The organism is Companilactobacillus keshanensis (assembly GCF_003946205.1).
GTDB classification, from domain to species: domain Bacteria; phylum Bacillota; class Bacilli; order Lactobacillales; family Lactobacillaceae; genus Companilactobacillus; species Companilactobacillus keshanensis.
On the sequence record NZ_RHOS01000006.1, the window covers coordinates 40728 to 53019 of the forward strand.

Sequence of the window (12292 nt, forward strand, 5' to 3'; positions counted from 1 at the left end):
CTTTATTTAAGTTCTTGTTGCCATTTATATAAGAGATTGATGGCATCGATCGGCGTGACACTCATCAAATCTTGTTTTTGCAATTCATTAACGATTTTCTGCTCACCCTTATTGAGTTTTGCCTTAGGTACTTCTTTAAGTTCTGGGAATAATGAAAGTTGTGATTCAGGCTCTGGTTCACTGACTGTTGATAAGTCAGGTTTAACATCTTCTACTTTGATTTCTTTTGGAGCAGTTTCTTCTAAACTACTCAAAATCGTATCGGCTCGTGTTAAAACTTCATCCGGTAATCCGGCTAATTTGGCGACGTGAATACCGTAGGATTTATCTGCTGGACCTGGTAATACCTTGTGTAAGAATACTAAAGTCCCATTTTCTTCAGAGGCATCAACGTGAACATTTTTAACTCCTGGTAATTGTGATTCTAATTCAGTCAATTCATGATAATGAGTTGAAAACATTGTCATAGCTTTAACATTCTTATCAATGTATTCAATGATTGCTTGGGCCAGTGCCATGCCATCATATGTAGCTGTTCCGCGACCAATTTCATCGAAAATGATCAGACTGTTTTCAGTCGCATTTTTCAAAGCATCATTAGCTTCTCTCATTTCAACCATGAAAGTACTATCACCAGATATCAGGTCGTCAGCGGCTCCAATTCGTGTAAAAATGTGATCAAAAATTGGTAATTCAGCCTTTTCAGCTGGCACAAAACAACCTATTTGTCCCATTATGACTGTTAAAGCCATCTGTCTCATATAAGTACTTTTACCAGACATATTGGGTCCAGTTATCAACAAAATATCAGTTTCATCATCAAAGCTAACATCGTTAGGAATATAACCATTATTGCTGAGAACTTTTTCCACGACCGGATGGCGACCATTGATAACTTTTAATTCATGACCCTCTGTAAATACTGGTTTAACATAATGATAAGTCTCACTTACCACCGCAAAACTCTGCAAAACATCAAGTTGTGACAAAATGTTAGCCAAATTTTGAATTCGTCTGATTTCTTGTTTGATCTTACTTCTGATCTCATCAAACAGATGATATTCCAAAGACTGAGATTTCTCTTCTGCCTCGAGGATCAAGCTCTCTTTTTCTTTCAATTCAGGAGTAATATATCTTTCAGCATTAGTTAGCGTTTGTTTTCTCTGATAACGTCCTTCAGGAACTTTATCGATATTCGACTTAGTAACTTCAATGTAATAGCCAAAAACTTTGTTGTAACCGATTTTTAGATTACTAATACCAGTAACCTCTTGCTCTTGAGCACGCAAGCTTGCCATCCATTGCTTACCATTTTTAGAAGCATCGATGTATTTATCAAGCTGTTCATTGTAGCCTTGTTTGATCAATCCACCACCAGTAACTGAAATAGGTGGTTCATCACTGATAGCTTTGTCGATAAGTGTATAAACATCGTTCACATCATCGATTTTTTCCACATAGGTATCAAGATCATAGTCATCAATATCTAATAAAATCTGTTTGATCTTAGGAACTTGTTCGAGTGAAGTTTTCAATTGTACTAAATCTCGTCCATTGACTGTTCCATAGGCAATCCGACCTGCCAAACGTTCCAAATCATAGACCTTAGTTAAATAATCCTGAAATGATGAACGTTGAAAATAATTTTCCAAAAAAACTTCTACTATGTGTTGCCGATGTTCTAGAGTTCCTTGATCGATCAACGGACGTGACAACCATTGTTTCAATAATCTACCACCCATGGCAGTCTTAGTTTCATCCAATAACCATAATAAAGTTCCTGATTTTTTATTAGTTCGCAAGTTTTTGAATAGTTCCAAATTGCTCTGAGCCGTGTGATCCATTGAAAGATAAGCTGTTGTTTCATATGTTTCAGCAGCCTTCAAATGATCAAGCGAACGCATTTGTGTTTCGATCAAATAAGAGATCAATATTTTAACAGTGCCAACTTCCAGATCATCTGAAATATTACTGAAATCATATTTAAAATTGTTATCGATTGCATCAATAGTTGAAATCAAAATACCGATTTTTTGAATTGGTTCTAGATATTTCTTAGCCAAATCATTAAAAACAACGCATTCTTTGGTGTTTAGATTCTGTAATTCATTGATCAAATCTACCGTATTACTGACCACAGTTACCTTGACTTCACCAGTGGACAAGTCGGCGTACGCTAAACCGAATTGGTTTTTATTCCGACCAATCGCAGTAATATAGTTGTTCTCAGTTGCTTGATTAGCCGATTCATCCATAACTGTACCAGGTGTAACAATCCGAGTTATTCCTCGTTTGACCATACCTTCAGCATCTTGCGGATTTTCTAGTTGATCACAGATGGCCACTTTATAACCTTTATCAACCAGAATATCGATATAACTTTGAACGGCTTTATGGGGCACTCCGCACATTGGAATACTCTCATCAGCTTTTTTATTACGTGACGTTAACGTCAATTCTAATATTTGTGAACCTTTAACGGCATCATCATAAAACATTTCATAGAAATCTCCCACACGGTAAAACAAAAAAGCATCTGGATATTCATCTTTCATATCGAGATACTGTTGCATCATAGGAGTCTCTTTAGTTTTTTGTGGCATCTATTTCCTCCACTAATTTAAAAATTTTTGATTGTCAGGACTTATTACATAATTTTTAATACTACGGGCATAATTAGTCTGATCATTAATATCGATCACACAAAAGCCGATTTGCATACGACCATCCTCATCAACGTCAAACTTAGTTGGACGCTGTGTTAAGAAACGGGTGATGATCGGTTCTTCTTTAACACCAAGGATACCATCATACGAACCAGTCATACCAACGTCAGTTAAATAAGCCGTTTTCTTGTCAAAAACACGAGCATCATTTGTTTGCACATGCGTGTGAGTACCCACGACTGCTGAAACACGACCGGTCAAATACTTGGCAGTTGCAATCTTTTCACTAGTTGTTTCAGCGTGAAAATCAACAAACTTAACCGCATCTTCATCTAAGGTTGGTAATAATTTATCAAACGCCAAAAATGGATTATCCAAAGGTTGCATCAAAGCAGTTCCTTGCATATTAATAATGTAAACTTTCTTTTGATTGACCTTCTTTTCAATCACACCACGACCGGGTACATCGGCACCTGAAAAGTTATATGGGCGCAAAATACTTTTCTTAGGATCATCAATGAAATCTAGAATTTCACGCTTATCCCAAATATGATTACCACCAGACACTACATCGGCACCGGCAACTTGAATTCTTTGATAATCTTCAACCTTGATCCCTTTACCACCGTTTGCATTTTCACCATTAACGATAGTTAGCTGTGGTTTAACTTTCTGCTTGATTTCTGGCAAATAAGTTTCCACTGTCTTGAGGCCGATCTTGCCAACGACATCCCCAACGAAAAGTATTTTCATTATATAAAATTCCCCCATCTTTACCTATGATATTGTATCAATATTGTTGAAAATTAAAAAGAGACTGGGCTTATATTATGATTGGTTGATTTGCCGCCTACGGATGTGAGGTGGGCCTGCAATGGGACCGACGCGACCCTTGGTCTCGTGTCTAGATTTTGAGCTTTGCTTACACAAATCTCGAAATACGTCAATGCCGTAAGGACAAAAGTCCACCATCCCAGCGGCATTTGCACTGCTGGACCACCCTTCACGTCCTTCGGCTAAATTACATTCGAACCGTAAAAAGGGATTGAAAATCATTAATTAATGTAATTCCTAATATTTCAATAGTATAAAAAATTATCCAGTGGTTTCGAGTAATGGAATCAGTTGCGCAAGTGGTGTAGAACGGTGATTTTTCGTTCGTACACCACCGACGATTCTGAGATTTGCAAAAGCAAAGCTCAAAATCGAGTTTCCAGACCCCGGCTGGAAACGGTCGCGTAACAGATGGAATTACTCGAAACTACTGGTGGAATAAAACCACAAAAAAAGTCCGACACAATAGTCGAACTACTTTAAAAAACTATTTAGCTTGTTGAACATCTCCGAACGCAACAAACTCATTGGTTGAAACTCTTAAGTAAGTTATATGATCAACTGTGATCATTCTGTCTGTACGCCAATATGAACCCGGTGCTAATGCACGGTTGGAGTTCTTAATTAATTGACCACTATTGTCATAAAGTGAAACTGGTTTATTTCCATTTACATAAACAACTTGATCAGTTGGTTGATAGAAGTAAACATCACTACTATCAACATAAGCGTCAGTTGAAACACGATAATAAACTTCATTGCCAATATAACGTTCATTATCTGTCTTCCAAGATGTCCCTTGATTCAAGCTAGCGGAGATCTTGTTTCCGTTAATATCATATAATTGAGCTGAATTGGCAGTAACAGTTACTCCATAGTTACCATTGTTAAGGTCCAATGTATTGGTATCCGTTCCATAGCCATCCTTAATTGAAATATTGCCTGTGTTTGAGGTTGATGTATCAGCGGCTTGAACTGTCGTTGCCCCCACACTCAAAGTCAACAAAATAACAATACTGCTTAATAGACTCTTTTTCATAATGCTCTCCCCTTAGTAAATACCTATTACACCCCCATCCTAACATTAAGAATTCACTTTGAAACACTTTTAAATCAAACTTATTCAAAGACTCAAAACTAGTAATCTTTTTTAATATAAAAAGCCTTGAGACTATCATCTCAAGGCTAAAGTTTTAATTACTCTACAAATGACACATCAGATAAAACAGCAAATTCATTAGTCGAAACTCGGTAATAACTCACATGATCAACTGTAATAATTCTATCTGTTCTCCAAGTTGATCCCGGTGCTAAAGCACGATTAGAATTTTTGATCAACTGACCTTGATTATTATATAGGACAACCGGTTTATCTCCCATAGCCTTAATTACATCATTGATTGGTTTATAGAGATAAACGTCACTGCTATTCACATAGCCATTTGAGGAAACCCGATAATAAACTTCGTTACCAATATAGCGCTCATTGTCAGTTTTCCAAGACGTTCCATTATTGAGACTAGCCGAAATTTTTTCACCATTAATATTGTATAACTGTGCTGAATTCGATATTACTGTTACTCCAAAGTTATCAAGATCTTGAGTATTCGTTGTAGTGCTGCCATCCTCATTAGTAATTGTATAGTCACTATTATTGCTTGTTGCCATATCGGCCGCTTGAACAATTGTCACCCCAGTACTTAACGCAAGTAAAACTACTATACTACTCATTAGATATTTCTTCATAACAAGTTTCTTCCAATTTGAGCCTCTTTAATAAAATCCTCTAGCTAATCGAATTGTAACATGTGTAGTGCTTTGACAAAACACTTGTATGCAAAGGCTATATGAATTATTTTTAAAATCAGACTAATCAGAAGAATTAAGGATTATTTAACAGCTGTGGAAGTAAAACGTTAGAATTTCATTTTATTCAACTTTAGCCACCAAAGTTTCTGGATCAAAGTCACTAGTGAATTCCGCTAAATGCACCAAATTACGCAAGTAATCATGTGTTGTAGCTTCATAATGATTCTTCAATCCTAACTCGTAGATATAACCGTTAATGTAGTCAACTTCAGTTGGACGATGTTTAGACATGTCCTGATACATAGATGGATAATGCAATGGCATCCCCTTAGTAGACGCAACTTGAATGGCTTTCCATTCCTGTTCACGAGTATTCAGCAACGTAATTCCTGCTCTTTCACAAACATCAAAGGCCTCATTGATCAATTGTTTACTCAAGGCTTCTGTTGTGGGTGCCTGAATAAACTCGCCCATTTTTATACCAAACATGGTACATAGTGTGTTGCAGACAGAATTCAAAATAACTTTAGCCATCAGTGTTCCTTGAAAATTAGTTGTGATCTCTGGATTTAGATTGGCTTTAGTAAAATCATCAGCAATCTGTTGAGTCATTTCGTCTGGTGTTTCATTTTGATTGACCAGTTTCATACTTCCGGCACCAGATGGTCCCATGAAATCAACATCTCCGGGTCCATTCAGAACGGTAGCAATCATGGCAGTTCCACTGATAACCTTATCTTCAGCAAAGTATTGATCAAGTTTTTCAATGTGACCCATTCCGTTCATTGGCGCTACAACATACTGTTTTTTTGTAAATAAATGTCCGGCACGTTTTAGAGCATTTTCAAGTTGCATCTGCTTAACAAAGACGATCCAAACATCTGGATCTCCTGAATAATCTTCTGGCGATGAAATGTTGATTGGTATTAAATGCTTGTTTTCACCATCCCTAGATACAAAGACACCGTTTTGTTTTGTTACAGCTTCAATTTGTTTATCCCAAATATCGACAAAATCAACTGAAAATCCCGCCTCTTGTAACAGTACTCCATATCTCAAACCCATGGCTCCTGCACCTAATACTGCATATTTCATAAATGACTGCCTCCAAATTATATGTTGTTAAGCATTATTAGATACTTTTTAATAAATGTCAAGTCATTATAATAAATACATCGATGGTATCTTAATAATAACAATTAAAAATTAAAACAATCCTAGTAAGAATACTGCAAGTATTGGAACGGCTAGTGACGGTAAAAGATTCAAGACACTAATTTTCTTTATCTCTAGCAATCCCAAACCAGATGCTAAAATTAAGATTCCACCAACTATCGTCAACTCATTGATCATATTTGTATTTAAAGCACTTTGGAAAAATAAGGCAATCATGTAAATGCTACCTTGCCAAACCAAAACAGCAACTGCTGCAAAGGCTATTCCCAGTCCAAAGGTCGATGCTAAAACGATTGAAGTGATCCCATCTAACATTCCATTAGTAAATAAGAAAGTGTAATCGTGCTTCAAGGCAGCTTCGATTGGGCCAAGGATCGACAATGAACCAATACAGTACAGTAAAATGGCTGTAGCCAATCCTTCCGCCAAGTTACCACCAGAAAATCTTCCAACTAGCTTGTCGAATCTAGTCTGAAGATCGACCCACTGACCAAATAAACCGCCAACAGCTAAGCTAACAATAAATAAAACTGGATAGTGACTCTTAGGCATGTGCTGTATCACGGCATTGATCCCAATTACCATGGCCGCCAATCCTAGTCCCTGTGTCAAAATTTTCTGAAATTCTGGTTTCATACCTTTGTGTAAAAATCTACCAATAACACTGCCAATAAGTATCATCGACACATTAAAAATTGTTCCAATCATATTTATGTCCCCCATAATTAAATATGACTAATATAAACTCTAATGTTACTAGAGGGTCAATAAAAGATTAAAAAAATCTCATTGATTTTTGTCAACGAGATTTAAAATAATTGCATGATTGATACTACTACGATTGGTACGATCAATGCTGGTAATAAATTAACTACATTAATTTTCTTTATTTCTAGTAATCCTAGCCCTGAAGCAATTATTAGGATCCCCCCAACAATTGTTAATTCTGTGATCATATCCTGATTGATCGAGTTCTGAAGTAACAACGCAATTCCATAAATGCTACCTTGCCAGACAAATACTGCTACGGCCGAAAAAGCTATTCCAATACCAAAGGTCGACGCCAAAACTACTGAAGTGATCCCATCCAAGATTCCATTAGTCAGTAAAAACGTCATATCATGTTGCAATGCCTCTTGTATTGGACCAAGGATAGATAATGAACCGATGCAATATAACAGAATTGCTGTAGCCAATCCTTCCGCCAAATTCCCACTAGAGAATTTACCAACGAAGTCGTCAAATCGCTTTTGTAAATTGATCCACTCACCGATCAATCCTCCGACTGACAAACTAACAATAAACAAAACAGGATAGTGACTCTTAGGCATATACTCCACTACAGCGTTGATTCCAATTGCCATTGCTGATAGTCCTAGCCCCTGTGTCAAAATACGTTGATATTCCAATTTGATACCATTATGGAATAATTTACCTAAAATACTGCCGCCAATAATCATTGCTACATTAAATAGTGTCCCAATCATTATTATTCTCCCTCTTATGTAAGCGATTACACTACCTACAATAATAAACTCTCCAGTAACTATAGGGTCAATGGGATTGAGCAAATTTTAGAATTTATCTGACTGGTAATCTAATTTCCGTCACATATTTATCAAAGTCATTCGTAATACCATAATCAATTAAAGTAATCTCGATTGCATCGTCAATGATCGTGAGCAAATGATCCTGACAATATTTGATCAATTGACGATAAGAATCTACTGAATTCTCGTGTGTCCCATGAAACCTGATCCGCAAATATGAACCTGCTGATAAAAGCGACGTTGCTTCTCTTTCATCACCAGACTCCAAAATCATCAGAATACCGCTATATTGATCGAACTTATTAGCTAATATATTTTTTTTGCTCAATGATAGTGCGATCTTGCCAAGAAATATCGCCTGATCCAAACCATATTTTCTTCGCAAAGCAGTCAGAGGGACTTCAATATCTTCACTTAACTGATAATCTCTTCTCAAATAGACGATAGGTGTTTCAGGTAAATTCAAATATTCTATTTTACCAAGAACTGAATCCTTAGCATCACGAACTTGTTTCAAACGTGAAGTTATTCGACCGTTGACGGCTTGAAGTGTCTTCATTTGTTGTTCTACCTCAATTTGTTGCTTCTCCAAAAGATTTTCTAAGGTAGATATATCACGAGCATCAAAAAAATTCTTGATATCAGATATCGGAACATCAAGCGCACGCAAATATTTGATCACATTCAGGCGCTCAAATTCCTCGGTTGAGTAATAACGGTAATGTGATTCTGGATCAACTCTAGCCGGCTTCAAAATACCGACTTCATCGTAATATCTTAAAGTTGGTATTTTAATGTCATATAATTTCGATAATTGTCCGATAGTAAATAATTGATCCATTAATATTTTCCTCAAACGTTTTTCTTTAATTTTAGCATAAAAAATAACCATCCCTGTGTTGGTGTAGGGATGGTTATTAGTTGTCTAATTAATGGTTTTATTTTTGAAACTTATTCTAGTTCTTATTCTTAAATCAAGTGGAGATATAATGAGGTGTTCCAGACTGGTTATCCGAAACTAGTTCCACAAAGCAACTTCCTGCGCTCTGTTTCACTCTCTACATCATTCCGCCCATTCCTGCTGGTCCACCAGCGCCAGCACCGGCTGCTGGTGCAGCTGGAGCATTCTTGTCTGGCTTGTCAGCAACAACTGCTTCTGTTGTCAACAATAATGCGGCAACACTGGCAGCGTTTTGTAATGCTGAACGAGAAACTTTAGTTGGGTCGATGATTCCGGCTTCAACCATATTTTCCCACTTATCAGTTGCAGCGTTGTAACCAACTTCAGGCTTTTCACCCTTCATGTGTTCAACAATAACTGATCCTTCAAGACCGGCATTTTCAGCAATTTGACGTACGGGTTCTTCAAGTGATCTAACAACAATGTTGATACCTGTTTGAACGTCGCCTTCACCTTTAACACCTTTAACTGCATCAATGATATCTAGGAATGCTGTACCACCGCCGGCTACATAGCCTTCTTCAACGGCAGCACGTGTAGCATTTAGAGCATCTTCAATTCTATATTTGCGTTCTTTCAATTCTGTTTCAGTAGCAGCACCGACTTTAACAACGGCAACACCACCAGCAAGTTTAGCAAGACGTTCTTGTAACTTCTCACGGTCGAAATCAGAATTTGATTCAGCAATTTGTTTCTTGATTGTTTCAACACGTTCGCTAATGGCATCTTTGTCGCCAGAACCTTCAACGATTGTTGTGTTATCTTTTGTAATTGTGATTTTCCCAGCTTGACCTAATTGATCCATTGTTGTGTCTTTTAATTCAAGTCCAAGATCAGATGTAATAACTGTGGCACCTGTTAATGTAGCAATATCTTGTAATTGTTCCTTACGACGGTCACCAAAACCAGGAGCCTTAACAGCAACAACATTAAATGTTCCACGGATCTTGTTCAAAACAAGTGTTGGTAGAGCTTCACCATCAATATCATCAGCAATGATCAACAATGCTTTACCTTGTTGAACGATTTGTTGTAGTAATGGCAAAATATCTTGAATACTTGAGATTTTCTTGTCTGTTACCAAGATATATGGATTATCAAGATCGGCTTCCATCTTATCATTATCAGTAACCATGTATTGTGAAATATATCCACGATCGAATTGCATACCTTCAACAACATCAAGAGTTGTATCAATACCCTTTGATTCTTCAATTGTAATAACACCATCGTTACCAACTTTTTCCATAGCATCGGCAATTAATTTACCTGTCTCTTCACTAGCTGAAGAAACTGATGCTACTTGGGCAATATCTGACTTGCCAGAAACCTTGTGTGATACCTTGTGTAATTCATCAACAGCTGCTTTAGTAGCCTTTTCAATACCTGTTCTGATTCCAACAGGATTAGCACCAGCAGTAACGTTCTTCATACCTTCTTTGATGATTGCTTGGGCTAATACAGTAGCTGTAGTAGTACCATCACCGGCAATATCGTTTGTCTTTGAAGCAACTTCAGCAACAAGCTTTGCACCCATGTTTTCGAAGTGATCTTCTAATTCAATACTCTTAGCAATAGTAACACCATCATTTGTGATCTCAGGTGAACCGTAACTCTTTTCTAGAACAACATTTCTACCCTTAGGTCCGATAGTTGTTTTAACTGTGTCAGCAAGTTTGTTAACGCCATCCAACATCTTTGAACGTGCATCTTCTGAAAATTTAATTTCTTTAGCCATTATTCACACTCCAATTATCATTTAAAATTCTATATAATGTTTATTATTCAACGATTGCCATGACATCTTTTTCATGAAGGATTAAATATTCATTGTCATCGTATTTAACGTTTGAACCAGCATACTTATCAAAGAGAATCTTGTCGCCAACTTTAATACTCATTGGTAACTTCTTTCCATCTTCTGTTACGGCTCCTGCACCTACAGCAACTACCTCTGCTGTTTGTGGCTTTTCTTTAGCGTTGTTAGCTAAAACAATGCCGCCAACTGTCTTCTCTTCTTCTTTATCGACTGTTACAATAACTCTGTCTCCAAGTGGTTTTAACAATTTGAATCCCTCCGATGATTAAATTTTTAAACTTTAGCACTCGAACTTGTCTTGTGCTAATCACATGTTTAATATTAACATTTTCTTGTGAACATGCAAGTATTTACCTTCAAAAAAATTAAGGAGAACCTATGACTTATTTCAAAAATCAATTCACGACCCTCTTGATTTACATCCTCTTACTTTTTACAGGATCTGTCCTGACCATGCTTAAAGTAACCGGTTCCAGCTATTTCATCATTTTAACTATTGCTGCTATTATTGCTACTGGATTAATGGTTTATCTAACCCAAAAAAGCTCCCAAAATAATATTGAAGAACAAACTAGTACATCTGACAAAATCAAATGGATTGTTATTGGTACCGTCGGAGCTCTTGCTATTCAAATCGGGATAAGCTTAATAGAAGAACTAGTCTTGCATCACAGTATAGCTTCGGCTAATACTGCGCAATTATTAACACTAGTTACCGCTTATCCTTATTATTTCATCTACGTTTTGATCTGCGCACCGATAATGGAAGAGATCGTCTTTAGACGTTTATTCTTCTCAAATTTGATCACACTGACTAACGTTTATTGGGCTGCTATTATCTCTGCCGCCTTCTTTGCTTTTATGCATCAAGACACTCGGTTTGCTGTATATGTAGGAATGGGATTGTGGTTTGCTTTCGTCTACTACAAATCAAAGAACATCTATATTAGTGCCGCCAGTCATTTGATCATGAATACAATTGTTGTTATTGCCAGTTTCTTTATGTGATGATTGAATTATAATTAAACCAATTATGTTTTAGAAAGGTAAACTTATGGGATATACAATTGGCGATGCTGCCAAAAGAACTGGTATGAGCTCTTATACACTCAGGTATTATGATAAAAAGGGACTACTACCCTTTGTTGATCGTGATGCTAATGGTCGCCGCCACTTTAAAGAACACGACTTTGAATTTTTACAAACGATCAACTGTTTAAAAAATACTGGCATGAGCCTCAAAGAAATCAAGCAATTTATTGAATTGTGTCAAAAAGGTGATTGTACCCTTGAGGAACGGCTAGATTTTTTTAACAAGCATCGAAAAGATGTTGAAAAACAGCTCGAAGAAGTTAAAGGCTACTTAGATATGGTCGATCACAAAATAGATTACTACACTAGAGCCTGCGACGCTGGCACTGAAGATGGCATAGAATGCTAAAAGAGATCCCCAATTCTTGGGAATCTCTTTTTTTAC

12 protein-coding genes are annotated in these 12292 nt (G+C 36.8%); 2 read left to right on the plus strand and 10 right to left on the minus strand.

Annotated elements, in window-relative coordinates:
* Positions 1-2 precede the first annotated feature (2 nt).
* The 10 genes from mutS to groES form a co-directional block, all read right to left on the minus strand.
* Positions 3-2603 (minus strand): DNA mismatch repair protein MutS, encoded by a 2601-nt coding sequence (gene mutS, locus EKM64_RS04880; protein WP_125676181.1) that lies wholly within the window; start codon positions 2601-2603, stop codon positions 3-5.
* Between the two features lie 12 nt (positions 2604-2615).
* Positions 2616-3419 carry a TIGR00282 family metallophosphoesterase gene (locus tag EKM64_RS04885; protein WP_125676183.1) on the minus strand — a complete coding sequence of 268 codons (804 nt, stop codon included), beginning with the start codon at positions 3417-3419 and terminating at the stop codon, positions 2616-2618.
* 568 nt (positions 3420-3987) lie between these two features.
* On the minus strand, positions 3988-4539 hold the full coding sequence (locus EKM64_RS04890; protein WP_125676185.1) for an SLAP domain-containing protein: 552 nt from the start codon (positions 4537-4539) through the stop codon (positions 3988-3990).
* 158 nt (positions 4540-4697) lie between these two features.
* Complete coding sequence (locus EKM64_RS04895; RefSeq protein WP_225420958.1) at positions 4698-5231, minus strand: SLAP domain-containing protein; 534 nt, start codon at positions 5229-5231, stop codon at positions 4698-4700.
* 198 nt (positions 5232-5429) lie between these two features.
* Positions 5430-6404: a ketopantoate reductase family protein gene (locus tag EKM64_RS04900; protein WP_125676189.1), complete on the minus strand. Its 975-nt coding sequence runs from the start codon at positions 6402-6404 to the stop codon at positions 5430-5432.
* 111 nt (positions 6405-6515) lie between these two features.
* Positions 6516-7193, minus strand: coding sequence for a DUF554 domain-containing protein (locus EKM64_RS04905; protein WP_125676191.1), 678 nt, complete (start codon positions 7191-7193; stop codon positions 6516-6518).
* A gap of 101 nt (positions 7194-7294) precedes the next feature.
* Entirely contained in the window at positions 7295-7972 is a 678-nt protein-coding gene (locus EKM64_RS04910) for a DUF554 domain-containing protein (protein WP_125676194.1), read from the minus strand.
* 94 nt (positions 7973-8066) lie between these two features.
* Complete coding sequence (locus EKM64_RS04915) at positions 8067-8876, minus strand: MerR family transcriptional regulator (protein WP_164505301.1); 810 nt, start codon at positions 8874-8876, stop codon at positions 8067-8069.
* A gap of 217 nt (positions 8877-9093) precedes the next feature.
* The gene (groL, locus tag EKM64_RS04920; RefSeq protein WP_125676198.1) at positions 9094-10734 is read right to left on the minus strand and encodes a chaperonin GroEL; all 1641 of its coding nucleotides are present in this window, start codon (positions 10732-10734) and stop codon (positions 9094-9096) included.
* A 43-nt stretch (positions 10735-10777) separates the two neighbouring features.
* Complete coding sequence (gene groES, locus EKM64_RS04925) at positions 10778-11062, minus strand: co-chaperone GroES (RefSeq protein ID WP_125593779.1); 285 nt, start codon at positions 11060-11062, stop codon at positions 10778-10780.
* A gap of 131 nt (positions 11063-11193) precedes the next feature.
* On the opposite strand from groES, the gene EKM64_RS04930 reads away from it, so the two are divergent.
* On the plus strand, positions 11194-11823 hold the full coding sequence (locus EKM64_RS04930) for a CPBP family intramembrane glutamic endopeptidase (RefSeq protein WP_225420959.1): 630 nt from the start codon (positions 11194-11196) through the stop codon (positions 11821-11823).
* 46 nt (positions 11824-11869) lie between these two features.
* A complete protein-coding gene (locus EKM64_RS04935; RefSeq protein WP_125676200.1) occupies positions 11870-12256 on the plus strand; it encodes a MerR family transcriptional regulator in 387 nt (128 codons plus the stop codon).
* Positions 12257-12292 lie beyond the last annotated feature (36 nt).

Excerpts from the sequence above, each read along its gene's own strand:
- mutS (WP_125676181.1), bottom strand. The coding sequence starts at position 2,603 with ATGCCACAAAAAACTAAAGAGACTCCTATGATGCAACAGTATCTCGAT.
- EKM64_RS04885 (WP_125676183.1), bottom strand. The coding sequence starts at position 3,419 with ATGAAAATACTTTTCGTTGGGGATGTCGTTGGCAAGATCGGCCTCAAG.
- EKM64_RS04890 (WP_125676185.1), bottom strand. The coding sequence starts at position 4,539 with ATGAAAAAGAGTCTATTAAGCAGTATTGTTATTTTGTTGACTTTGAGT.
- EKM64_RS04895 (WP_225420958.1), bottom strand. The coding sequence starts at position 5,231 with ATGAGTAGTATAGTAGTTTTACTTGCGTTAAGTACTGGGGTGACAATT.
- EKM64_RS04900 (WP_125676189.1), bottom strand. The coding sequence starts at position 6,404 with ATGAAATATGCAGTATTAGGTGCAGGAGCCATGGGTTTGAGATATGGA.
- EKM64_RS04905 (WP_125676191.1), bottom strand. The coding sequence starts at position 7,193 with ATGATTGGAACAATTTTTAATGTGTCGATGATACTTATTGGCAGTGTT.
- EKM64_RS04910 (WP_125676194.1), bottom strand. The coding sequence starts at position 7,972 with ATGATTGGGACACTATTTAATGTAGCAATGATTATTGGCGGCAGTATT.
- EKM64_RS04915 (WP_164505301.1), bottom strand. The coding sequence starts at position 8,876 with ATGGATCAATTATTTACTATCGGACAATTATCGAAATTATATGACATT.
- groL (WP_125676198.1), bottom strand. The coding sequence starts at position 10,734 with ATGGCTAAAGAAATTAAATTTTCAGAAGATGCACGTTCAAAGATGTTG.
- EKM64_RS04930 (WP_225420959.1), top strand. The coding sequence starts at position 11,194 with ATGACTTATTTCAAAAATCAATTCACGACCCTCTTGATTTACATCCTC.
- EKM64_RS04935 (WP_125676200.1), top strand. The coding sequence starts at position 11,870 with ATGGGATATACAATTGGCGATGCTGCCAAAAGAACTGGTATGAGCTCT.